Source organism: Saccharothrix saharensis (assembly GCF_006716745.1).
GTDB lineage: Bacteria > Actinomycetota > Actinomycetes > Mycobacteriales > Pseudonocardiaceae > Actinosynnema > Actinosynnema saharense.
Genome location: NZ_VFPP01000001.1, coordinates 808323 through 831210, shown reverse-complemented (window position 1 = coordinate 831210; position 22888 = coordinate 808323). Strand labels below are relative to the sequence as shown.

The window sequence follows — 22888 nt, the reverse complement described above, 5'->3', positions numbered from 1 at the left end:
GCGTGACAGACGAACGCCGTGATGTCGCCGACGAGGTCGACAGCGTGCTCGCCGCGCTGGTCGACCCGACGCGCCGCCAGTTGCTCGACCTGCTGGCGGCGCACGGGGAGACCACTGCCACGAAGCTCGCCGAGCAGTTGCCCGTCTCCCGCCAGGCGGTGGTGAAGCACCTCGCGGTCCTCGACGCCGCCGGCCTCGTCTCCGGTGGCCGGGTCGGCCGCGAGGTCCGCTACTCGGTGCGGCCCGCCGGGCTGAACGTGACGGCCCGGTGGATGGCCAAGCTGGCGGCGGACTGGGACCGGCGGCTGGCGGCGATCAAGCGCATCGCCGAGGCGGCGGAGCGTGACGCGCGCTAGTGCACGACGTGCTCGCCGCCGTCCACGATGACGGCCTCACCGGTGACCCGGTCCATCGCCGGCAGTCCGGGCACGGCCTGCGCCACGTGCCCGGGGTCGGCGGTGCGGTGCAGCGGCACGGTCCGCCGCTCGGCTTCCGCCCGCACGGCGAGACCCGCCTCGCCGTGCGGCGACGTCCGCCGGCGGTGGCCACGGTGCCGGGGGCGACGGCGTTGACCCGCACGTCCGGCGCGGGGGCCACGGCGGGGTGGCGGGTCAGTTGCCGCGGCCCGGCGGTCGCGGATCGGTCACGGCGGCATCCGGCCGGCTGTCAGCGGTCGGGCAGCCGGGTGCCGCGCAGGCCGAGCGGCACCCGGACCGGCAGGTGGACGCGGGCGAAGGGCCCTTCGATCTCCCTCATGCCGCCAACGCATGGGGGAGATCGCCGGAACCCCTCGCCGTGACGGAGATCGCCCGCCCGCGCACCGGTGCAGCGGGCCGCGGCGTCAGCGCGACTGCAGGGCGTCCACGGCGACGGCCTGGGCGATCACCACGCGGCGGTCCACGTACGGGTCGTCGATCCGGATCAGGTAGTGGTCGCGGATCCAGGTCTTCTTGTCCACGCTGAACACCGGCTGACCGTCGCGGGTGAAGTCGAAGTGGTAGCGGAACGGGAACGGCAGGTCGTTGACCAGGGGCAGGAAGCCCCACAGCCGGCGCAGGACCGCGATGCCGTGGTTGCGCTCGCGGCCGGTGGCGGTCGGCGCGCCCGGCTGGTCGAGGTGCCAGGTGGAGTTGGTCAGCGACTTGCCGAAGTCCTTGCGGAACAGGCCGATGGGCCGCCCCGCGCCGTCGGTCACGTCGTAGCCGCTGCCGAGGTCGATCACCTTGCGCGCGCGGAACCCGGCGAGCACCTGGTTGCGGCTCGCGTCGGTGTAGATGGTGACCTGCTCCTTGAAGGCCATCCGCTTCTGCTCGACGAACGCCACGAGCGGGCCGGGCTCGCCGCCCTGGTCGGCGAAGATCTCGTAGCGGTTCACCATCAAGGTGACCTTCTGGTGCATGTGCAGCAGGTTCATCGACGGCGAGAGCATGGTGGTCCCCCTGGACTCCGGTGGGTCCGAAGTTTCTCACTCGACCGGATGAAGATCACCACAGGGACCGGGGTGGTGGGCCGGTCGCCCGGCCCACCGACCGGGGTCAGGCGGCCTGCGCCTGGTTGTAGAGGTTCTGGGCGTCCGCGCCGAAGTACGGGCCGAACATCCAGTTCGGGAACAGGTTGATCTTGTAGCTGTTCACCGAGTTGACCGTGCCGGTGCCGGTCGCCTCGGAGAACGCGCGGAACCACGGGCCGCCGCTCGCGCCACCGGTCATGTTGCACGTCATGCCGATGCCGTCGCTGAGGAAGGCGTTGAACGTCCGCCCGCTGCAGTAGATGAGCTTCGTGCCGTCGTAGGGCGCGGCGGCGGGGTAGCCGAACGCGTAGGTGTTGTCGGCCTTCGGCAGGTTGAACGCGATGCCCTGCGCGCCGACGACGTCGGTCAGGGACTGGCCGTTGAGCTGCCCGACGACGATCGCGCCGATGTCGTAGTTGATGTCCTCGCTCGCGTGCCACTGCGGCGTGGCGAACGTGGCGCGCGCGGCCCACGTGCCGTACGGGGCGTTCCCGCTGTCGTAGGCCGGGACGAAGGCGACGTTGGTGTGGTAGGCGCCGTCGAGCTTCACGCAGTGCCCGGCCGTGACGACCGTGCTCTTGTTGGCGCTGGTGACGGCGTTGCCGCTGCACGAGGCGTTGCGGCCCTGGTAGGTGAAGAACACGCGGCCCGCGGTCTTCACGACCGCGCCGCCACCCGTCCACGCGCTGCCCCCGTTGGGGAAGGCCAGCGGTGCCACGGTGGTGGGCTCGCCGGCGCGGACGGTCGGGCGCACGGCGGACAGCGGTGCGGTGCGGATGTCGAGCGGGACGGCGGCGCGCATCCGTTCCGGTGTCCAGTAGGCGTCGGACGAGGGAGCGGACTGCGCGGGAGGGACGGCGATCAGCGACAGGGTCAGCGCGCTCGCCAGGGTGAGCAGTCGTGTCACGGCACGGTTCATGATCTTCCACCTTTCGTGGGTCGATCAACGGCAGGGACCGTGCACTGGAAATTACTCAGCGCAACGCCCGCGCGTTTCCGGCGAATGGGTGAGAAATTTTCGTATTCACCGGGGACAACCGCCATTCTTCCCCTGGAAAGCCTGGCAATACTCCGGTCAGGTGAAATGTCCGCGAGGGGAAACACCGTGCCCGAGCGGTTCGTTCGGCAAGTGTCAGTCACCCGGGAGGTGAAGGACCGTGGCCGACCACTACGCGACGCTCGGGGTGTCCCGGAACGCGAGCCAGGACGAGATCCAGCGCGCCTACCGCGCCCTGGCCCGGCGCCACCACCCCGACCTGGATCCCGAACCCGGCGCGGACGAGCGGTTCCGGGTGATCTCCGAGGCCTACCGGGTGCTGTCGGACCCGGAGCGCCGCCGCCGTTACGACGCGTCGAGGCGGGGCCCCGTGCAGGCACGTCCCGGGCGGGTGCCGGTCGGCGACCAGGTGTGGGTGAGCGCGGGGGCGGGTTTCGGCACGGGGTTCGGATTCGGCCCGGGCGACGTCCTCGGGGGTGGGGGGCCGATCCGGGGCGTGGACCACGAGGCCGAGCTGGAGCTGACCGTCGAGGAGGTCTACCGGGGCGGGCGGCGTTCCATCACCCTGCCCGGGGCGCGCGCACTGCGGGTCGAGATCCCACCCGGCGTCACCGACGGGCAGCGGATCGCACTGCCCGGTCACGGCGGGGCGGGCGTCGGCCGGGGTGCGGCGGGCGACCTGTACCTGGTGGTCCGGATCGCACCGCACGACCGCTACCGGGTCGAAGGCCGGGACGTGGTGGTGGAGCTGCCGCTCACGCCCTGGGAAGCGGCGCTGGGCGCCACCGTCGGGATCGACGCGCCGGGCGGGCCGACTAGGGTCGAGGTGCCTCCGGGCACGTCGAGCGGACGACGGCTGCGGCTGCCCGGACAGGGCCTGCCCGATCACCGCGGCCCGGCCGGCGACCTGTGCGTCGAGGTCCGGATCGAGGTGCCCGCCGCGCTCGACGAGACCGAGCGGCGCCTGTTCGCCGAACTGGCCGCCGCCTCGACGTTCAACCCGCGCGCTTGACGTTCCAGCCGGTGGAATCCCTAAGTTGGTACCGTGACCGCCTGTCCTGAGTGCGGGACGCGCTCGTGCGAGGAGCTGTTCCACGTCGTGCTCGCGCTCGACCACGCCCGCCGCCCGCCGTGGGGGCCGCTGCACGGCGTCATCGTCTCGTGCTTCCTGCTCCAGCACCCCGGCCGGTTGCGCGACGGCGACCGCGCCCGCCCGTGGGCGACCCTGCACGCCTACCTCGACGGCGGTCCGGCGGCCGCGACCCGCCTCGCCGGAGCCCTGCGCCGCGCGAACTCCCACCGCGCCGGCGACGGCGTGATCGCGGACGTCGTGGCCGCCGTGCCGGTCGCGCCCCTCGGGCCGACGCCCGGGGCCTTCGCCGTGACCATCGGCGACGTCGCCGTGGACGGCACGTTCCCGGCGGCGGGCTTCGCGGACCGCGTCGCCGCCTGGGCCGCCGCCACCGTCGCCGCCTGGCGCGCGTGATCGCCCCCGTCCCGCGGTCGGTCGAACGGCTATTCGGTCGAGCCCGCTGTACGGCGAACGGCCCGCGTCGTAGCTTGGGTCGACGTTGCCCGAACCGCATCCGCAGGTCGGGCCGCAACACGATTCCGCCCACGGGGAAGTGGTCGACATGGTTGACGCACAAAGGGAGTCGCATGGCTTCATGACGCTGGACGACCTGGCCGAAGCAGCGCCGGTCCCGGCGACCGAGGACATGCCCGGGGAACTCGGAGAAATGCTGCACGCGCATTCCGGGCCGTTCGTCCGCTCGGCGGCACGGCCGAAAGCGGAGTTCGACACCGTCGAGGTGCCCGGCGTGCCCGGGACGTGGCGGATCGTCGGCGACGACCGCGAACGCCTGCACACCACCATTCCGGGACGCGAGCAGACCGAGCTCACCGCGGCCGACGTGACGCGGGCCGAAGCGACGTCGGAGACCGAGGGGTACCGGCCGCCGTGGGTGCCGCTGGAGCACATGCCCCGGCTCACGCCGTTCCGCGCGGACGGCCGGCTGTTCTTCGAGCCGCGGGCCGTCGAGGAGTCCAACCGGCTGGCCTACCCCCAGCGGACCGTCGGCATCGTCCTGAGCAGCCACGGGTTCCGGGGCAGCGGCGTGCTCGTCGGCCCGAACCTGGTGCTCACCGCCGGGCACGTCGCGCCGTGGGGGCACAGCTCGTGGAGCATGGAGTTCATCCCGGCGTTCCGGGAGGGGGACCGGCCGTTCGGCAGCTCCTTCGTCGAGGCCTACCGGGGTTTCCACACCGGCAGCGAGGTCAGCGGCAAGGACTACGTGATCTGCAAGCTCTACAACCCGCTCGGCACCGCGCTGGGCTGGATGGGCACCAAGTCGTTCGGCAACGAGGACGAGTACCACCGACGCCGCTACGTCACGTCGGGCTACCCCGGTTCGTTCGGCACCCGACCGGCCGTCGAGTTCGACCTGGGCGTGCGGGACATCGACAACGACAGCCCCGGCCTCGAGCTGGAGTTCGCGCTGCGCGCCGACGTCGGTCCCGGCTGGTCCGGCGGTCCGCTCTGGCTGCCCGCCGAAGGACCGGCCGTCGCCGGCGTCTACAGCGGCCGGGAGACCGACGAGCTGGACCCGAGGCGGCACGTCTTCGGCGGCGGTGGGGGCATGGTGGACCTGGTGAAGTTCGGTTTGGCGAACTGGCGACCGTAGCGCCGGGGTTTGCGCGCGGCGGAGACGGGGCACCTGGGAAGGTCCCGTGTCCCCGGCCGGAAGGTGCCGCCGTGTCGCTTCCTGTCAGTGGCGAGCTGTTGGCCGGGCGGTACGAGCTGGCCGGGACGCTCGGCTTCGGTGGGATGTCCGAGGTGCGCCGGGGGTGGGACACGGTGCTGCGGCGCGCCGTCGCGGTCAAGGTGTTCCGGCCCGAGGCCGACGACGACACCGCCCGTCGGTTCCACAACGAGGCGCGCACGCTCGCCCGGCTGTCCCACCCCGGGCTGGTGGCCGTGCACGACGCGGGCGTCAGCGACGGCACGGTGTTCGTGGTGCTCCGGCTGGTCGAGGGGGGCACCCTGCGCGACCGGATCGCCGACGGGCCGCTGCCGGTGGCCGAGGTGCGCGAGCTGGGCGCGCGGCTGGCCGACGCGCTGGCCTACGTGCACGAGCAGGGCGTCGTGCACCGGGACGTGAAGCCGTCCAACATCCTGCTCGACGCCGACGGCACGCCCCACCTGGCCGACTTCGGGCTGGCGCACCTGGCCGACACCACCCGATTCACCCGCACGAACCAGATGGTCGGCACGGCCGCCTACCTGGCGCCGGAGCAGGTGCGCGGTGACGCGTTCGGCCCGGCCGCCGACATCTACTCGTTCGGCTTGGTGCTGCTGGAGTGCCTGACCGGTCGCCGCGAGTACCCGGGCGGTGACGTCGAGTCCGCCGTCGCCCGCCTGCACCGCCCGCCGGCCGTGCCCGAGGACCTGCCCGCCGACCTGGTGCGCCTGCTGTCGTTGATGACCTCCCTGTCGGCCCGCCGCCGACCGTCGGCGCCCGACTGCGCCCACGTGCTGCGCACCGGCGAGACGGTGGCACGCGCGGCCGGGTCGGCGCCGCGGCCGCGCCGGCACGTGAAGGCGGTCGCCGCGTCGGCCGCCGCGCTGGTGGGCGCGTTCGGCCTCGCCTGGGTGCTGACGCCCGACCAGGCCCCGGCGACGTCCGCGCCCGTGGAGACCACGTCGCGGACGGCCGTCCAGAGCACGACGCCACCGCCGAACGTCCCGGTGGCCGCCACGGTCACGACCGAGGTCGTCGTGGAACAGCCGGCCGCCGGCCCGCAGGAGAAACCCGTACCGCCCGGCCACGCCAAGGGGGAGAAGGGGAAGGGTCCGGCCAAGCCAGGGAAGGGCAAGCCCTGAGCCGGAGCACCCGCGCTCACCTCGGTGGAACCCCTCGGCGTCCGGCCGCGTCGGTCCTGCAGTGACGGCGTGGTGGAACCCGGGGGAGTGATGGCGGAGGCGTTCGGGCCTTATCGTGTCGGCGAGCTGCTGGGCCGCGGTGGCATGGGCGACGTGCACCGCGCCTACGACACGGTCCACGACCGCGTGGTGGCGTTGAAGCGGCTGTCCGCCGTGCACAACGACGACGAGGAGTTCCGCGCCCGGTTCCGGCGCGAGTCGCGGATCGCGGCACGGCTGCGCGAGCCGCACGTGATCCCGATCCACGCCTACGGCGCGATCGACGGCCAGCTGTACCTGGACATGCGACTGGTCGAGGGACGTGACCTGGCGGCGGTCGTCGAGGGCGGTCCGCTGGACCCGGCGCGGGCCGTGCGGCTCATCGCCCAGGTCGCGGGCGCGCTGGACGCCGCGCACGCGGACGGTCTGGTGCACCGGGACGTGAAGCCGTCGAACATCCTCGTCACGCCGGACGACTTCGTGTACCTGGTGGACTTCGGCATCGCCCGCAGCGCGCTGCCCGCCGGCACCCACCTGACCGCGTCCGGTGCGGTGATCGGGACGCTGGACTACCTGGCCCCGGAGCGGTTCGGCAACGGCGCGGTGGACGGCCGTGCGGACGTCTACGCCCTGGCCTGCGTGCTGCACGCGTGTGTCACCGGCCGCCGCCCGTTCGAGGCGGACAGCGCCGCCGCCCTGCTCTGGGCCCACCTGCAACAGCCGCCACCGGCCGCGTCCGCCACCGACCCGACCCTGCCGCGCGCGTTGGACGACGTGATCCGCCAGGGCATGGCCAAGGACCCGACCGACCGCTACCCGACGGCGGGCGCCCTGGCCACCGCCGCCGCCCGAGCGCTCACCACGGTCCCACCGCCCACCCCTCGACCGGCTCCTGCTCCGTCCTCCCCTCCAGTCGCGACTCCGGCCTCGGCCGTGATCCCGGCTCGGGCTCCGGGTTCCGCTCCCGGTCCGGCCCGACGTCCCGGTTCCGGCCCGGTTCCACCCGTCGCCACCCCGTCCGGCCCGCTCCGGGTTCCGCCGCCGCCGTCCGGCACGGCCCCGGCTCGGGGTCCGGTCACGATCCCCGGGCCTCCCACCGCTCCGCGCAGCCGGAAGGTCGCGCCGATCGCCGCCGGGGCGGTCGGGCTGCTGCTCGTGGCGGTGGTGCTGGTCTGGTCCGTGGACTGGAAGGGCGGCGGCAACCTGGCGAGCCCGACCACCACGACCGAAGCGCCGACCACGGAAGCCACCTCCACGACAACCGCCACGGCGGCGACCTTTACGACCACCACCAAGGCCGACCAGCAGGTCACGGTGCTGCTGAGCCGACTCCCCGCGGTCTACCGCGACAACCCCGGCTGCGTGCCCACGCCGTCGGGCACGGGTGTCGCGGCGACCGTCACGTGCGCCGCGGCGAACTCGGCGCACTTCCGCTTCCCGCCCCCCGACGAGGCGGTGTTCCACCTGTTCACCGACCGCACCTCGCAGGACGCCCACTTCAAAGCCCTGGTCGACGCCCACGGCATCCCGCGCGACGACAGCCAGGGCGGCTGCCGTCCCCTGACCAGGTCGGCGCACTACGCCCTGTACCACCGGCCCGAACGCGACCCCGCACCCGGCGAGTACACGACCTGCTTCGTCGCCGACGGCGTCGGCCAGGTGTGGTGGGTCGACACGCGGACCACGACCACCGGCGTGCTGCGGTCGTCGACGGCGCTCGACCCGGACGCGCTCGACCAGCTCGGCTACTGGTGGAACGGCATGATCCTCAGCTCGACGTCGTGAGGTCGGTGACCTTGCCGGCCAGCACCGCCCGTTCCCGCTCGTTGCCGCACAACCGCACGGCCCGCTCCAGCTCGACCCGCGCCTCCTCCACCCGGCCGAGGCGGCTCAACAGCTCGCCGCGCACGCTGGGCAGCAGGTGCGAGTTCGCCAACGCCTCGGACCCGACCAGCCCGTCCACGATCGACAGCGCGTCCGCGGGCCCCCGCGCCATGGACACCGCCACCGCCCGGTTCAGGTCGACCACCGGCGACGGCACGAGCCGGCCCAGCGCCTCGTACAGCAGCACGATCCGGTCCCAGTTCGTCTCCTCGACCGACGGCGCGACGGCGTGGCACTCGGCGATGGCCGCCTGCAACCCGTATGCGCCCCAACCCCGACCCGCCTGCTCGGCCCGGGCCAGCGCGGCGCGCCCGCGGCGGATCGCGGCGTGGTCCCACCGGCGGCGGTCCTGGTGCTCCAGCAGCACGGGCTCGCCGTCCGGACCCGTGCGGGCGGGGAAGCGCGCCGCGGTCAGCTCCAGCAGCGCCAGCAGGCCGTGCACCTCGGGCTGGTCGGGCACCAGCCGGGCCAGCACCCGGGCCAGGCGCTGGGCCTCACCCGCCAGGTCGAACCGGATCAGGTCGTCGCCCGAGCTGGCCGTCGAACCCTCGGTGAAGATCAGGTAGATCACGTTGAGCACCGAGCCGAGCCGGGCGGTGCGCTCCTCGGCCGTCGGCACCGCGAACGGCACCCCGGCCGCGCCGAGCGCCTTCTTGGCCCGGGTGATCCTGGCCTGCGCGGTCGCCGTCGGCACCAGGCACGCCTTGGCGATCTCGTCGCTGGTCAGCCCGCCGACCACGCGCAACGTCAACGCCACCCGTGCCTCCCGCGACAGCACCGGGTGGCACGAGATGAACATGAGCGCCAGCACGTCGTCGTCGATCTGGTCGGGGTCCCACGGCACGTCGTCGACCCGGGTGGCCTCCCCTCCCGTGACCGCGCCGCCCTCGTCGAGGTCGCGGGCGAGGACGGCGTACTTCTCGTCCAGGGTGGACCGCCGGCGGAACGCGTCGATCGCCCGCCTCTTGCCGACGGTGAGCAACCAGCCCGCCGGGTTGCGCGGCACGCCGTCGCGCGGCCAGGTCACCAGCGCCTCGGCCAGCGCCTCCTGGGCCAGGTCCTCGGCCAGCGCGAAGTCACCGGTGTAGCGGGCGAGCGCGCCGACGATCCGCGCCGACTCGATGCGCCAGACGGCGGCGACCGCACCGCGGCCGGTGGGGTCGCTCGCCGTCGCACCGCTCAGAGCTGACCGGTGGCTTCCCGCCACGCCCGCTCCTTCTTGATCCACTCGTTGTCCTGCGGGAACTCGTCGATGGTGGTGACGCGGCGGATCTCGGTCTTGAAGCCGGGACCGGTGATCGGCTGGCGCTTGGCCCACTCGACGGCCTCCTCCTTCGACGCCACGTTGAGGATGTAGAAGCCGTTGAACAGCTCCTTGGTCTCGCCGTACGGGCCGTCGGTCACCACCGGCGGCTCGGACGAGTAGTCGACCACCACGCCCTCGGAGGCGTCGGCGAGCCCCTCGGCGGCGACCAGCACGCCCGCCCGGATCAGCTCGTCGTTGAACCTGCCGATGGTCGCCAGCATCTCGTCGAAGTCGATCTCGCCCATGCCCGCGAAGGCCTCGTCGGTCGCGCGCATGATCAGCATGTACTTCATGGTCGGAAGCCTCCTCGGCCGTCGTCCGGGCAGCCTACTTCGGTGGGTGGTCCACACCGCCGCACGGCACGCCCGCGGCACGGGGGGTTGCCGATTTGGCAAGCTGTGCGGGTGGACGACGACCTGGATCGCGTGCTGATCGCCGTGGGCCCGCGGCTGCGGGCGGTGCGCCGGGCGCGCGGGGTCACGCTGGCCGAGTTGGCCGCGGCCACCGGAATCTCGGAGAGCACGCTGTCGCGGTTGGAGAGCGGTCGGCGGCGGCCGAACCTGGAGCTGCTGCTGCCGCTGGCGCGGGCGCACGGCGTGCCGCTCGACGAGCTGGTCGGCGCGCCGCCCACGGGCGACCCGCGCGTCCACCTCCGGCCGGTCCGCCGACACGGCATGACGTTTATGGCGTTGAGCCGCCGTCCCGGCGGCACGCAGGCGTTCAAGATGGTCATCCCGGGCGCACCGCACGACGCGGTGCCCGAGCCGAAGACCCACGAGGGGCACGAGTGGCTCTACGTCCTGAACGGACGGCTGCGCCTGGTGGTCGGCGAACGGGACATCGTGCTCGCGCCCGGCGAGGTGGCCGAGTTCGACACCCGCGTCCCGCACTGGCTGGGCGCGGCCGACGCCGCGCCCGTCGAGCTGCTGATCCTGTTCGGCCCGCAAGGCGAACGCGTCCACCTGCGCACCCGGACCTGATCCGGGGAGGGCGAAGCGCGCCGGTGTGCCCCCCACGTCGCTGTGAGGGGCACACCGGCGTGCGTCACGGGGTCCGGCAGCTCACGGTCGGCGCGGCCCACTGGCCGTTCGCCATCACGGTGAAGCCGAACGTCGTGCCGGCGCCCGCGGCGAGGTTGCCGTTGCCGTTGGGCTTCATCGTCATCACGTTGCCGCTGGAGTCCCAGCTCGGCGTGCCGTTCCAGGTCGCCGAGACCTTCTGCGGCGACGTGACGGTGACGGTGGCGGTCCAGCTCGTGATCGCCGAGGAACCGGCGCGGATCGTCACCTCGCCGTTGAACCGGTCACCCCACTGCTGGCTCGTGCGGTAGGTCGCGGTGCAGGAGCCGGTGCCCGGCTGCGGCGTCGTGGTGGTGGTCGTCGGACCGGTGGTCGGCGGGGTGTCCGTCGGCGCGACGGCCCGGCCGGTCGACGGCGAGATCATGCCCGCGCACAGGCCGCGGCTCGCCAGGTTCGCGGCGATCTGCGGCACGGCGTTGATCGTGGTCTGGTAGCCGTCGTGCATCAGGATGACGCCGCCGTTCTGCAACGTGGACGCCGCCTGCACGATCTGGGCGGTGCTCGCGCCGTTCCAGTCCTGCGAGTCGACGTTCCACAGCACCTCGGTCAGGCCGAACTGCGCCTCGACCGACTTCAGCGTGGCGTTGGTCTCGCCGTACGGCGGGCGGAACAGCTTGGGCGCGACGCCCGTCGCCGACTGGATGGCCTGCTGGGTCTGGGAGATCTCCGACTGCATCTGGGACTGGCTCAGCTGCGTCATGTGCGGGTGCGACCAGCTGTGGTTCTCCACCCACATCCCGGCGTCGCGCTGGCTGCGCGCGAGGGCCTGGTTGGCCGTCACCTTGTTGCCCTGGTTGAAGAACGTGGCCCGCAGGCCGGCCGAGCGCAGCGCGTTGAGCAGCGTGGTGGTGGTGCCGGCGATCGGGCCGTCGTCGTAGGTGAGGGCCACGTAACCGTTGGTGCAGTTGGCGTTGTTCGGCGGCGTGGTCGTCGTCGTGGTCGGCCCCGGCGTGCCTGCGGCGTTGAGCGCGTTGAGGACCGAGTTGTAGGCGGCTTTCTTGTTGCCGGAGCCGTCGAAGAGCAGGGGGGTGCCGGAGGCGCGCCAGGAGTCGGTGTCGCGGATGCCCCAGACGGTGATGCCGGTGCAGCGGGTGACGGCGAGGCAGGCTTGGACGACGCCTTGGTACTGCTGGGCCTGTGTGGAGCCGGAGCCTTCGATGTCGAGTTCGGTGATCTGGACGTCGACGCCGAGGTTGGCGAAGTTCTGCAGGGTGGTGTGGTAGTTGCTGGGGACGGGGTTGCCGCTGTTGAAGTGGGCTTGGAAGCCGACGCAGTCGATGGGGACGCCGCGGGACTTGAAGTCCTGGACCATGCGGTAGACGCCCTGGGTCTTGGCGTGGGACCAGTTGTCGGTGTTGTAGTCGTTGTAGCAGAGCTTGGCGTTGGGGTCGGCGGCGCGGGCGGCGCGGAAGGCGGCTTCGATCCAGTCGTTGCCGGTGCGTTGGAGGTTGGAGTCGCGGCGTCCGCCGCTGCTGCCGTCGGCGTAGGCCTCGTTGACGACGTCCCAGGCGTAGATCTTGCCGCGGTAGTAGGTGGCGACCTGGGTGACGTGGTTGAGCATGGCGTTGCGCAGCGCGGTGCCGGACATGTTCTGCATCCAGCCGGGTTGCTGGGAGTGCCAGGCCAGGGCGTGGCCGCGGACGCGCTTGCCCTGGTTGCGGGCCTGGTTGACGATCCGGTCGGCGTTGCCGTAGCTGAACTGGCCCTGGTTCGGCTCGGTCGCGTCCATCTTCATCTCGTTCTCGGCCGTGACCATGTCGAACTCACGGTTGAGAATCCCGACGTAGGTGGAGTCGCCCAGCTTGTTCGCGGCCACGGCCGTGCCGAAGTACCGCCCGCTCTCGGCGGCCGACGCGGCCAACGTCGTGCCGGCGCTCGCCACGCTCGGCAGCACGACGGCCAACGCGCCGAGCAACCCGACCGCGCCGGCCAGCGCCGCGACGCGTCGCGGCCCGCCTCGTGCCACCGGCCTGCCGGCAGCGGTGACAGCAGTTCTGGACATCACTTCCTCCAAGGGGTCGAACCGGACCGGCACTGCCTCGGGTGCCTGCCTAGCGCCGACGGCGTTCCGAAAGTTGCGATACGACCGGCTGGCGCTTTCGAAAACTAAAGCGGATGATCGTCGGAGTCAAGGATTGAGATTCACCTATAGAGACGCAAGAGTGCAGGTAGAGGCGCATGCAGGGCCGATCGCACTACCTTCTGCGGCTTACGAAAGTATCGGTGGCCCGGTCTGGTGTGGCGACGTCACACACCGGCGCGTTGCGAAGAGTGGCGTGATTAACCAGCGACGAGCGGCCATGACGACTCCTAGCGTCGCCGTATCGAACGTGACCGCCATCACTCAACGCGGAGGATGCGCCCATGTCGGATCGTCACCCCGCCCCGGCCGTCCGGGGTCCCGTCGCGACACTGGCCGCCGTGCTGGTCGTGCTGTCGGCCGCCGCGGTCGTCGTGGTCTCCCCGCCGCGACCGGCCGCCGCCGCGACCTGGCAGGAGGTCACGGGTTTCGGCTCGAACCCCGGCAACCTGCAGATGTTCCGCTACGTGCCCGCCGGCCTGCCCGCGGGACGGCCGGTCGTCGTCGCGCTGCACGGCTGCACGCAGAACGCCACCGGCTACGGCACGGCCACCGGCTGGCCGCAGCTCGCCGACCGCGGGAAGTTCACCGTCGTCGCGCCGCAGCAGCGGTCGCAGAACAACGCCAACTCGTGCTTCAACTGGTTCGAGCCGGGCGACACCCGCCGCGGCTCCGGCGAGGCGCTGTCGATCAAGCAGATGGTGGACAGGGCCAAGCAGGACAACGGGGCCACGTCGGCGTACGCCAGCGGCCTGTCCGCGGGCGGCGCGATGACCGCGGTCCTGCTCGCCACCTACCCGGACGTGTTCTCCGGCGGCGGCATCGTGGCCGGGCTGCCCTACCAGTGCGCCACCTCGGTGGGCGCGGCGTTCGGCTGCATGAACCCCGGCATGGACCTCACGCCCGCGCAGTGGGGTGACAAGGTGCGGGCCGCGTACGTCCACTCCGGACCGCGGCCGAAGGTGTCCATCTGGCACGGCACCGCCGACACCACCGTGCGGCCGCTCAACGGCACCGAGCTGGTCGAGCAGTGGACCGACGTCAACGGCACGGACCAGACGCCGGACGTCAGCGACACCGTGGCGGGCTACCCGCACCGCGTCTACGGCGGCACGGTTGAGCACTACTCGATCACCGGAATGAACCACGGCCAGCCCGTCGACCCCGGCACCGGGGCCGCCCAGTGCGGTGCCACGGCCGCGTACGTGCTCGACGTCAACGTCTGCGCCGCCCACCACCTGGCCCGGTTCTGGGGACTGGACGGCGGCACGACCCCGACCTCCACCACGACGACGACACGCCCGCCCTACACCGAGACGGTCACCGCCACCGCCACCGACCACTACGTGGCCCGGCGGATCGACGTCGGCGAGTACAACACCCTGGGCGCCCGCTACGGCTACACCACACCGTTCCCGCTGTACCGGTGCGGGGCGGACTGGACCGACAAGGCCGACTGCTCCGCGATCTGACCAGCCGTTCCACCCGGCGGTGCAACCTCGGCGCATCCCCACGAGTCTCCTTCGCCGAAAGCGCTTCCACTTCTGGGGAGGACACGTGCGTCGAGCACGATGGTCGGCGGTCGCCGTGCTGGCCGCCGGGCTGGTGAGCCCGGTGGCCGCACAGGCCGAGCCGGTGACCGGGGGAGATGCCCGGACCATCACGTTGATCACCGGTGACAAGGTGGTCGTGGACGGCCGAGGGGCGGTCGTCCGCGTCGAGGGGCGGCCGGGAACGCGGTTCGTCCGGTACGTCGACCAGGACCACCAGTTCGTGGTGCCCGAGGACGCGCTCGACGAGCTGGCGCAGGACCGGGTCGACAAGCGGTTCTTCGACGTCACGGCCCTGCTGGGGTTCGGCTACGACGACGCCGCGACCGACCGGATCCCGCTGCTCGGCCAAGGGCTGCGGGCGTCGGCCGCGATCGTGAAGTCCGAGGCCGCGCGGCGGTGGGCGGACCGCCGGGTCGAAGCGCGGGCCGGGGACAAGCTCTGGCTCGACGGCAAGGCCAGGATCACGCTCGACCAGAGCGTGCCGATGGTCGGCGCGCCGGACGCGTGGCAGGCCGGGTTCGACGGCAGCGGGGTCACCGTGGCCGTCCTGGACACCGGCTACGACCAGGCCCACCCGGAGTTGGAGGACGTCGTCGTGGCGGCCCGGGACTTCACCGGCGAGGGCATCCAGGACAACGTCGGCCACGGCACGCACGTCGCGGCCACCGTCGCCGGGCGGGGTGGCCGGTACGCGGGCGTCGCCAAGGGCGCGAAGCTCGCCGTCGGCCGGGTCTGCGGCACGTACGGCTGCCCGGAGAGCGCGGTCATCGCGGGCATGGAGTGGGCGGCGCGGGAGGTCGGGGCGAAGGTCGTCAACCTCAGCCTCGGTGGCGACCAGAGCGACGGCACCGACCCGCTGTCGCTGACCGTGGACCGGCTCACGGCCGAGACCGGTGCGCTGTTCGTGGTGGCGGCGGGCAACGACTACACCTACCGCAAGGTCTCGACCCCCGCAGCGGCGACCGAGGCGCTGGCCGTCGCCAACCTCACCAAGCAGGGGCAGCTCAACGAGTCGTCCTCGCGCGGGCCCCGGTTCGGCGACCACGCCGTCAAGCCCGACCTCGCCGCGCCCGGCACGGACATCGTGGCGGCACGGGCGAGCGGCACGCTGCCGGACCAGGCGGTCGGGGACCTGCACGCGCGGCTGACCGGCACGTCGATGGCCGCGCCGCACGTGGCGGGTGCCGCCGCGATCCTGGCGCAGCGCCACCCCACCTGGACCGGGCCGCAGCTCAAGGCGCGGCTGATGACGTCGGTCGAGCCGGTCGCCGACACACCCGACCACGTCGGCACGGGCTTGCTGGACGTGCGTCGCGCGATCGGGCAGCCGGTGCGCGCGGACGTCGGCAGCCTCTCGTTCGGCCTGGTGGCGTGGCCGCACACGGAGGTGCACGAGAAGACCGTCACCTACCACAACGACGGCGACCGGCCCGTGACGCTCGACCTGCGGCACGACCTCGGCGCCGACTTCGCCGTGCCGTCGAGCGTCACGGTGCCCGCGCACGGCAGCGCGCCGGTGGTCGTGCGGCTCGACCCGCGCAAGGGCCTCGGCACGTTCTTCGGTCACGTCACGGCGACCGCCGACGGCGTCGTCCTGACCACGTCGGTCGGCGCGTACGTGCAGGAAGAACGCCACCCGCTCACGGTGGAGATCACCGGCCGGGACGGCAAGGCGCCGTTCAACGAGGTCCTGCTGCTGGTCGACCTGGAGACCGGGCAGTCCAGCACGCTCCCGCTCGACGCCGAGGGCCGCGGCACGGTCCGGCTGCCGGTCTCCGACTACGCCGTCCTCGGCCGGATCGAGCAGCACTCAGCCCTGGCGAGCTGGTTCACGCCGGTCTCGGTCACCGAGATCGCGGGCCGGGTGTCGATGACCGCCGCGGTGACCGTCGAGCTGAACGCCGCGGCCGGCGAGCCGATCACGATCGACCTGAACGACGACCGCGTGCGGCCGCTGGAGCGCGAGGTCGACCTGAGCGTACCCATGGCGCCGGGCAAGACCTCGGGTGTCACCGGGCCGGTCGAGGGTGCCACGCCGGTGTACGGGCTGTCGTTCGGCGACCCGCTGCCGCAGCTGTCCTACTCGACCTCGCTGAAGGCCGCGCAGCCGCGCGTGGCGCTGGGCGGGTTCGGCCTGCCGGTGCGCTACGCCGACGCGAGCCCGTACTTCGAGCCGGGCACGCACGAGTTCCGCACGGCGAGGCCCGATGGTGACGTCAAGGGCGCGCTCGTGGTGCTGGAAGGCACGGACGAGGACCTGTACGCGGTGGCGCAGCGGCTGAAGGACGCGGGCGCGGCGGCCGTGCTGCTGCTCGGGCCGCTGCCGTTCCCGGGAGCCGACCAGACCGCGTTGCCGGTGCTGTCGGCGTCCGACCACGGCGCGGAACAGTTGGTGGCGCAGGTCGGACGCGAGGTCGCGGTCCACGCGATCGGCTCCTCGCCGGTCAGCTACAACCTGTACTTCCCGGAACGGGGTGCGCTCCCGTCGGGCAGGACCTACGAGGTCCGGCGCGGTGACCTGGCCGAGGTCAAGGCGCGCTACCGGTCCTCCGGCGACGACGGGCTGGTCCGCCAGCGCCTGTACCCGGTGCTCCGCGGCACGGCGAACCTCGGCATCGTGATGGACGAACCGCTGGTCGCACCGGTCGCCCGCACCGAGTACTACAGCGCGGGCAACGGCATCGGCTGGTACCAGGAGGGTTTCATCGGCCGCATGTTCGGCGTGGACGCGCGTGATCCGATGGTCGGCATCTGGTCGGACCTCGGACCGGTGGCGTTCGAGCCGGGCCGGGAGTACCGGCGTGACTGGAACGCCGCGGTCGCCGCGCCGAGGCTCGGCGGCACCTCGGTCGTGCAGTGGGCGGCCGGCGGTGGCGTGACGCGGACCGGCAACGGCATCGAGGCGAAGGTCTCGCCGTTCGCGACCGCCACCGCCGTCGAGTCCTGGACGGCCACCGGGTACGGCAGCATGGAGCTCAAGAGGGACGGTGTCTCGCTCGGCTTCACCGGCGACCCGCGCCTCGGCCGGTGGCAGGTGCCCGCCGAGGCCGGCCGCTACGAGCTGTCGCTCGACGCGGCACGCGGCGCGCCGCAGGTGGAGCTGTCGACGAACGTGCACACCACGTGGGGCTTCACCAGTGCGGGCACGGCGCAAGGCGGCCTGCCGCTGTTGCAGGTGGGCTACGAGGTCCCACTCGACCTGCGCAACAGCGCGCGGGCCGGGGTGCCGCTGCCGGTGCGGTTCACCGCGACGCGGCAGGCGGGCGCGGGCAAGGCGGCGGTGCGGGAGATCAAGGCGTTCGCGTCGTTCGACGACGGCGTGACCTGGACGCCGGTGACCAGGATCGTCCCGGCCGGCGGCAAGCCGGGCGGGCACGTCTCGCTGCGGGTCGTCGCCTCCGACACCGAGGGCAACACGGTCGACCAGACCGTGCTGCGGGCCTACCGGCTCAGGGGCTGACGACACCCGGTGGGGACCGCGGCCCGCGCCGGGTCGCGATCCCCACCGGCGCTCACCCCCGCCGCGCCCGGCGGTGGACCAGGGCGGCGACACCCGCCGCGGCGGCGCAGCCGGACAGCAGGGACTTGCGCTGTGCGGTCATGGGCGTGATGTCCGCCTTGAGCCCGTGCCGGCCGGTCCGGCTCAGCAGGTGCCTGCCCAGCACCCACTCCCGCACCGACCACCACGCCGTCAGCGGCCCGATGAGGGTCCGCGGCACGAACCCGACTGGGCAGGCACCCCAGCGTGGTCCGCCACCCGACCTGGTGGACCACGACACCCGGCGACGCCACCACCCACAGGACGCTCCACCAGCGCCACAGGGCTTCGACGCCGTGGCGCGCGATGAACGGCACGGACGAAAAGGTGGCCGGCCCGCCCACCACCCGGTGACCACCTGGGTCGCCACGACCACGAACGACGACGCGCCGTGCGGCGGTGCCCGGTGCTTCACCGTGCTCTGGGCGTAGCCGGAGGTCCACCGGTGGACCTGGGACAGCAGCTCCCGCAACGACGTCGGCTCGCGCGGGTGGACGAACGCGCCTGCCGTGAGCGCCACCCGGTGGCCGCGGCGGTGCAGCAGCCAGGTCAGGGTGAAGTCCTCGGTGATGTCGTCCTCGGGGAACACGCCGCACTGCCGCAGCACGTCCTCCGGGGGCAGTTCGCCATCCCGCTGAGCACCATCCGGCGGCCGAGCACGTCCCGCAGCTTGCGCACCCAGCCGTTGGAGATGGCGTGGGAGAGCGTGCGGTACCGGCTGTGGGTGGAGTCGGTGTCGCCGGGCAACGCGGCGGGACAGGTGCCCACCGCCCCCGCGCCGATCGTGCCGACCACGAGCGAGACGGCGTCCACGCTCAGGGTGGCGTCACCGTCCAGGGCCACCACCAGGTCGCCGGCCACCAGCGGGAGCGCCATGTTCCGCGCGGCGGCCTTCGACCCGCCCCTGCCCTCGATGACGATCGCGCCTGCCGCGCGGGCGCACTGGACGGTCGAGTCGGTGCAGTTGTCGACGACCACGACGACCTGGTCCAGCGGGAAGGTCTGGGCCAGGCCAGGAAGCCACCGTCTCCCGGATGGTCGCCTCCTCGTTGTGCGCGGGGATGACGACGGACACCGTCATCGGCTGTTCGCCGGCGGCCGTCCGCTCGCGCGCCTCGGACGCCTTCGTGCACGCGTTCACGAGGTGCCCTGACCGGTCGCGCGGACGGAGCCGGCGCACGGGCCCAGCACGCTGCCGAGGTCGCCCTTGATCCCGTCCTGCCGCATCAGCCGCTCGACCGTACAACGGGCCACGGTGAAGCCCTCGCGCCGCGTCTGCTGCCGGATCCGCCGCGCGCCGTGCCCTGGGTTCGCCTGGTGGATCCGGCGGATGTGGGCCGGCAGCGGGTCGTCGCGCTGCCGGCGGGCGGACGGCTGGTGCGCCTCGCGGACCGGCCGTCGCGACCTCCCGGCGACGCGTCGTCACCAGCGGTCGGAGGTGGCGACCGCGACCAGTTGCTCGACCGTCAGCGGGGGGTGGGGGCCGAGGAGGGGGCCCATGCCCTTCGGTGACCGGCGGTTGCTGACGTGCATGATGAACACCACGCCGTCCGGGCGGACGAGCTTGACCTCGTTCGTCGTGCCCGACCCCTCCAAGGCCACCTGGCCGGTGGCCAGCTTGGAGCCGTCGGGCAGGTCGCGCACGGTGCAGCCCGGCTCGTCCGGCGCGGGGCACCACGCCCGGTCGCCTCCCGTGCCGGGGTACATGAGCAGGTCGAAGCCGCCGGTGACCCCGGCCGACGTCAGCGTGCCGCCGATCGACGCGCCCACCTGCGTCCCCTGCTGGTCCCCGCCGTCCGGCGACGCGCTGTCCGGGGACTCGGGCAACGTCATCATCGTGGCGCCCGGACCGCGTTCGGTGACGACGAACGTCGCCAGGTCGCCGAGCACGGCCTGGAACCGCTCGGCCAGCACCTCGGGGCTGTCGTGCGCGAGCGGTGGCGTGGTCGTGACGACGGGCTCCGGCGCGGAGGTCGACGCGCCGGGCTGGGCGGTGGACGTGCCGGGGTCGGCGTTCGGCACCAGCAGCACCGCGCCGGTCGCGACCCCGGCCACCACGGCGGCGGCGAGGGCGATCGGCACCAGCCTGGCGGCCGGGCGCGACGCGGGGGCGCGGGGCAGCTCGAACGGCCTGGCCGCGGTCACCGCGTCGGCCCGCCGCTCCAGTTCCGCGAAGGCGTCGTCGAGCGCGCGCAAGTCGGTCATCTCGTCTCCTGGTAGGTGTGGGGGTTGGCGGCCAGGTCGAGGCGGAGGGTGGCGAGCGCCCGCGAGATCTGGCTGCGCACCGTCGTCACGCGGCAGCCGAGCTCGACGGCGATCTCGGCGTCGGTCAGCCCGGCGTAGTAGCGCAGCACGACCGCCGCCCGCTGCCGCCGCGGCAGCCGCGCCAGGCGGTCGATCAGCGCGTCCCGCCGCGCACGCTCGTCGGCGCCGTCGCCGATCGACGTGTCCGGCCCGATCTCGGCCCTGGGCGTCGTGCGGGCCAGCCGCCTGCGCCAGGACAGGTACTCGTTGACGACCATCCGCCGCACGTAGGCGTGCGGCTCGGCCATCGCGGAGATCCGGTCCCACCGCTCGAAGGCGCGGCCGAGCACGTCGCTGACAATGTCCTCGGCCAGCCAGGCCTGGCAGGTCAGCACCGTGGCGAACCGCATCAGCGCCGGACGCCGCCCGACCACGTACTCACCGAACTCCATCGACTCTCTCCCGATCGGCCAACCGGCTTTTGATCACGCTCCTCAACGGGGAACCCGGCCGATCCGTTGCACGCGGTGCGGAAGAACTTCCGCGCTGCCGCCGGAGACGTCGCCGCACCCTCTCACGGCGCGCAGGTTGCGTCCTGCGCCGCGGCCACCACCTTCCGCGCGTCGGCGCTTCGGCGAGCAGACCCGCCGACACCCACGTGGCCGCAGTCGCGTTGACCTGCCGGAACAGGTGGCTTCCGGCCCGGAACGGGGTCGCCACCCCGGAGTCGCGCCCGCCGGACGCGGTGACCGGCTCACGGCGGTGGGAGTACCCGTGGTTGGGGTCCACGGCGCCTTCGCGGAACGACGCGAACCCGACCCCTCCAGGGTGGGGTGCAGCGGCTCGCCGGGCACGGGCACGGGCGCGGTGCTGGGCCGCAGGTCGCCGGACAGGCCCGCGTCGCGGTGGAGCCCGAACCCGGGGAACGTCCGGCGGACGTCGCGCGCGCCGGGGTCACGGGGCGGAGGTCGTGGGCTCGGCCGCCGCTGCCGTTGTGTGACGGTGAACCGAAAGGAACGGGCTGTCGGCGGCACGCCGGGCGTGCCGCCGACAGCCGGACGGGCACGGGGTCAGGTCAGCTGGATGTAGTCCAGCTCCGCGTACCCGGTGCCGCCCGCGAAGTGGGGGGAGCCCTTCGCCAGGCGGATCACGTTGTAACCGGCCTTAAGGTTGACCGCGGTGTTCACCGTGCCGAACTGGGCCCACCCGGACGTCGCCGGGTAGCTCACCGTCGACCAGGCGCTGCCGTTGTAGGCCAGGCCCTGCGTCGCGGTCGCACCCGTGCCGTTGGCGTACCCGATGGTCATCGTGTAGCTGCGGGCCGTGGGCACGTTGACGACGAAGTCCACGTAGCTGGCGCTGCGCGGGTCACCGGTGTTGTCGATCCGGCCGACGTAGCCGCCGTTGGACGCGTTGCCCGCGGACAGCCGCTCCGCGCGGAACACCGACGCGTTCTCCGCCTCGTACCGCTGCTGGTAGGACGGGGCGCCGCTGGTCGGCTCGACCACGAGGTGGTACGACGCCGTGGCCGACATGTTGGCCACCGGCACGGTGATCTCGCCGTTGGTGACCGGGTAAGTCGTGTTGGCGATGGTGGTCGGCGCCGACACGGTGGTGAAGCGGCCGGAGCCCGGCGTGGACTCCAGCCGGACGCGGACGCTGCCGCCGAGCCCGCCCAACCCCGTCACGCGGACGTTGTTCGTGCCCGACTCGTCGCCGAACACGACGTCGACGCGACGACGGGTGCTGTCGTAGGAGGCGAAGCCGTCCAGGCCGGTCTGGGCGCGCGGGGTGGTGCGCACCATGTTGCCCGCCATGTCGCCGTACCACTTGTACAGCCACCAGGAGGCGGTCGGCTGGCTGTTGTGGGTGAGGCCGTTGACGGTCCCGTACTCGTACCAGAACGCCCGGTCGGCCGCCCAGACACCGGCGCGTTCCAGCTTGGCGATGTAGTTGGTGACGCGGCCGGGCACGTCGATCTCGGCCGTGGTGGCGTACTCGTTGATGAAGACGCGTCGCGGGCTGATCCCCAGCGACGACTCCATCGACCGGTACTCGGCGACGTGCGCGGCGATACCGGAACTGCCGGACAGCTCGTGCCAGACCACCAGGTCGGGCAGGGTGTTGGTGTTCTTGGCGTTGGTCAGGAACGCCCTCATCCGGGTGGGGTTCCAGTGGGAGTCACCGGGGCCCGCGACGGGCGTGACGGTGTCGCGGGTGCGGATGCGCTGGACGGTGCGCGTCCAGCCCGCGTTGAAGTCGCCCGCGGCGGCGGTGTTCCAGGTCCAGTCGGCCTCGTTCCAGATCTCGTACGCGGTGACGTTGCTGACCGTGGTGGCGGCCAGGCGGTCGTTGACGATCTGGTCGACCTTGGCGAGCCAGTCGTTCCAGCTCACCCAGCGGTAGGGGAAGTCGCGGTAGATGTCCGGCATCCGGATCACCTGGGCGGCGCCCACCCGGTCCGCCTGCGGCGCGACCAGGAGGGCGTCACCACCGGGCGGCTGGCCGTTGGGCGCCTGGCCGACGCGTGGCGGCGGCTGGGTCAGGGTGTGCATCTTGATGGGCAGCAGCATCGGGTCCGGTGGCCGGTTGTTCTCGGCCAGCGCGTACAGGCCGCCGGCGGCCACCCGGGTGACCGGCCGGAACGGCACGCCGGCGTCCACGACGAGCGTGCTGCCCGCCGCCTGGGCGGAGTGCGGGGGTAGGGCCACCAGGGTGGTGGCGGCGAGGGCGGAGACCGCTATCGCGGTTCGCAGTGTCGGCTTTGGCACCGTG

Annotated in this window: 21 protein-coding genes and 1 pseudogene; 9 read left to right on the top strand and 13 right to left on the bottom strand. The window is 72.9% G+C overall.

What is annotated here, in order from left to right; all coding sequences use genetic code 11:
* Nucleotides 1-2: 2 nt before the first annotated feature.
* Complete coding sequence (locus FHX81_RS03045; protein WP_141975101.1) at nt 3-356, top strand: ArsR/SmtB family transcription factor; 354 nt, start codon at nt 3-5, stop codon at nt 354-356.
* Here the strand turns inward: FHX81_RS03045 and FHX81_RS40270 are convergent.
* The 3 genes from FHX81_RS40270 to FHX81_RS03030 all read right to left on the bottom strand — a co-directional run bounded on the left by FHX81_RS40270 (nt 353) and on the right by FHX81_RS03030 (nt 2429).
* Nucleotides 353-502, bottom strand: coding sequence for a hypothetical protein (locus tag FHX81_RS40270; protein ID WP_170231909.1), 150 nt, complete (start codon nt 500-502; stop codon nt 353-355). The two genes, FHX81_RS03045 and FHX81_RS40270, sit on opposite strands and share 4 nt — an antisense overlap.
* 339 nt (nt 503-841) lie before the next feature.
* Entirely contained in the window at nt 842-1429 is a 588-nt protein-coding gene (locus FHX81_RS03035; protein WP_141975100.1) for an LURP-one-related family protein, read from the bottom strand.
* Between the two features lie 106 nt (nt 1430-1535).
* Nucleotides 1536-2429: a trypsin-like serine peptidase gene (locus FHX81_RS03030; protein WP_141975099.1), complete on the bottom strand. Its 894-nt coding sequence runs from the start codon at nt 2427-2429 to the stop codon at nt 1536-1538.
* A 238-nt stretch (nt 2430-2667) separates the two neighbouring features.
* Between FHX81_RS03030 and FHX81_RS03025 the strand changes: the two genes are divergently transcribed.
* From FHX81_RS03025 to FHX81_RS03005, 5 genes are all read left to right on the top strand, one after another.
* The gene (locus FHX81_RS03025; protein WP_141975098.1) at nt 2668-3519 is read left to right on the top strand and encodes a DnaJ C-terminal domain-containing protein; all 852 of its coding nucleotides are present in this window, start codon (nt 2668-2670) and stop codon (nt 3517-3519) included.
* Between the two features lie 33 nt (nt 3520-3552).
* Nucleotides 3553-3993, top strand: coding sequence for a DUF5946 family protein (locus FHX81_RS03020; RefSeq protein WP_141975097.1), 441 nt, complete (start codon nt 3553-3555; stop codon nt 3991-3993).
* A 181-nt stretch (nt 3994-4174) separates the two neighbouring features.
* On the top strand, nt 4175-5191 hold the full coding sequence (locus tag FHX81_RS03015; RefSeq protein WP_141975096.1) for a trypsin-like serine peptidase: 1017 nt from the start codon (nt 4175-4177) through the stop codon (nt 5189-5191).
* Between the two features lie 71 nt (nt 5192-5262).
* Entirely contained in the window at nt 5263-6390 is a 1128-nt protein-coding gene (locus FHX81_RS03010; RefSeq protein WP_246107595.1) for a serine/threonine-protein kinase, read from the top strand.
* Nucleotides 6391-6480: 90 nt separating this feature from the next.
* Entirely contained in the window at nt 6481-8214 is a 1734-nt protein-coding gene (locus FHX81_RS03005) for a serine/threonine-protein kinase (RefSeq protein WP_141983691.1), read from the top strand.
* Here FHX81_RS03005 and FHX81_RS03000 read toward each other — a convergent pair.
* Nucleotides 8198-9496, bottom strand: coding sequence for an RNA polymerase sigma factor (locus tag FHX81_RS03000; RefSeq protein ID WP_211363741.1), 1299 nt, complete (start codon nt 9494-9496; stop codon nt 8198-8200). The genes FHX81_RS03005 and FHX81_RS03000 overlap by 17 nt on opposite strands.
* Entirely contained in the window at nt 9493-9912 is a 420-nt protein-coding gene (locus tag FHX81_RS02995) for a YciI family protein (RefSeq protein ID WP_141975094.1), read from the bottom strand. The genes FHX81_RS03000 and FHX81_RS02995 overlap by 4 nt, the downstream gene beginning before the upstream one ends.
* Before the next feature lie 111 nt (nt 9913-10023).
* Between FHX81_RS02995 and FHX81_RS02990 the strand changes: the two genes are divergently transcribed.
* A complete protein-coding gene (locus FHX81_RS02990) occupies nt 10024-10599 on the top strand; it encodes a helix-turn-helix domain-containing protein (RefSeq protein ID WP_141975093.1) in 576 nt (191 codons plus the stop codon).
* 64 nt (nt 10600-10663) lie between these two features.
* Here FHX81_RS02990 and FHX81_RS41760 read toward each other — a convergent pair whose 3' ends face one another.
* Together FHX81_RS41760 and FHX81_RS41130 are read right to left on the bottom strand one after the other, a co-directional pair.
* On the bottom strand, nt 10664-11275 hold the full coding sequence (locus FHX81_RS41760) for a polysaccharide deacetylase family protein (RefSeq protein WP_342787257.1): 612 nt from the start codon (nt 11273-11275) through the stop codon (nt 10664-10666).
* Between the two features lie 24 nt (nt 11276-11299).
* Nucleotides 11300-12700: pseudogene (locus tag FHX81_RS41130) on the bottom strand (endo-1,4-beta-xylanase); the annotation flags it as partial.
* A gap of 362 nt (nt 12701-13062) precedes the next feature.
* On the opposite strand from FHX81_RS41130, the gene FHX81_RS02975 reads away from it, so the two are divergent.
* Nucleotides 13063-14250: an extracellular catalytic domain type 1 short-chain-length polyhydroxyalkanoate depolymerase gene (locus tag FHX81_RS02975; RefSeq protein WP_141975092.1), complete on the top strand. Its 1188-nt coding sequence runs from the start codon at nt 13063-13065 to the stop codon at nt 14248-14250.
* 85 nt (nt 14251-14335) lie between these two features.
* Entirely contained in the window at nt 14336-17791 is a 3456-nt protein-coding gene (locus FHX81_RS02970) for a S8 family serine peptidase (RefSeq protein ID WP_141975091.1), read from the top strand.
* A 52-nt stretch (nt 17792-17843) separates the two neighbouring features.
* On the opposite strand, the gene FHX81_RS41755 is transcribed toward FHX81_RS02970, so the two are convergent.
* The 6 genes from FHX81_RS41755 to FHX81_RS02940 all read right to left on the bottom strand — a co-directional run bounded on the left by FHX81_RS41755 (nt 17844) and on the right by FHX81_RS02940 (nt 22884).
* Complete coding sequence (locus FHX81_RS41755; protein WP_170231907.1) at nt 17844-18476, bottom strand: glycosyltransferase family 2 protein; 633 nt, start codon at nt 18474-18476, stop codon at nt 17844-17846.
* Entirely contained in the window at nt 18419-18880 is a 462-nt protein-coding gene (locus FHX81_RS42560) for a glycosyltransferase (protein WP_141975089.1), read from the bottom strand. Before FHX81_RS42560 ends, FHX81_RS41755 begins: the two co-directional genes overlap by 58 nt.
* A 126-nt stretch (nt 18881-19006) precedes the next feature.
* The gene (locus tag FHX81_RS42555; protein ID WP_141975088.1) at nt 19007-19213 is read right to left on the bottom strand and encodes an IS3 family transposase; all 207 of its coding nucleotides are present in this window, start codon (nt 19211-19213) and stop codon (nt 19007-19009) included.
* Nucleotides 19214-19291: 78 nt separating this feature from the next.
* Nucleotides 19292-20074: a hypothetical protein gene (locus FHX81_RS02950; protein ID WP_141975087.1), complete on the bottom strand. Its 783-nt coding sequence runs from the start codon at nt 20072-20074 to the stop codon at nt 19292-19294.
* Nucleotides 20071-20565 (bottom strand): SigE family RNA polymerase sigma factor, encoded by a 495-nt coding sequence (locus tag FHX81_RS02945; RefSeq protein ID WP_141975086.1) that lies wholly within the window; start codon nt 20563-20565, stop codon nt 20071-20073. The genes FHX81_RS02950 and FHX81_RS02945 overlap by 4 nt, the downstream gene beginning before the upstream one ends.
* 618 nt (nt 20566-21183) lie before the next feature.
* Nucleotides 21184-22884, bottom strand: coding sequence for a carbohydrate-binding protein (locus tag FHX81_RS02940; protein WP_211363358.1), 1701 nt, complete (start codon nt 22882-22884; stop codon nt 21184-21186).
* Nucleotides 22885-22888 lie beyond the last annotated feature (4 nt).

Bases quoted from the DNA above. Each gene is read 5' to 3' on its own strand.
- FHX81_RS03035 (WP_141975100.1), bottom strand. From the start codon at position 1,429: ATGCTCTCGCCGTCGATGAACCTGCTGCACATGCACCAGAAGGTCACC.
- FHX81_RS03030 (WP_141975099.1), bottom strand. From the start codon at position 2,429: ATGAACCGTGCCGTGACACGACTGCTCACCCTGGCGAGCGCGCTGACC.
- FHX81_RS03015 (WP_141975096.1), top strand. From the start codon at position 4,175: ATGACGCTGGACGACCTGGCCGAAGCAGCGCCGGTCCCGGCGACCGAG.
- FHX81_RS03005 (WP_141983691.1), top strand. From the start codon at position 6,481: ATGGCGGAGGCGTTCGGGCCTTATCGTGTCGGCGAGCTGCTGGGCCGC.
- FHX81_RS02995 (WP_141975094.1), bottom strand. From the start codon at position 9,912: ATGAAGTACATGCTGATCATGCGCGCGACCGACGAGGCCTTCGCGGGC.
- FHX81_RS02975 (WP_141975092.1), top strand. From the start codon at position 13,063: ATGTCGGATCGTCACCCCGCCCCGGCCGTCCGGGGTCCCGTCGCGACA.
- FHX81_RS02950 (WP_141975087.1), bottom strand. From the start codon at position 20,074: ATGACCGACTTGCGCGCGCTCGACGACGCCTTCGCGGAACTGGAGCGG.
- FHX81_RS02945 (WP_141975086.1), bottom strand. From the start codon at position 20,565: ATGGAGTTCGGTGAGTACGTGGTCGGGCGGCGTCCGGCGCTGATGCGG.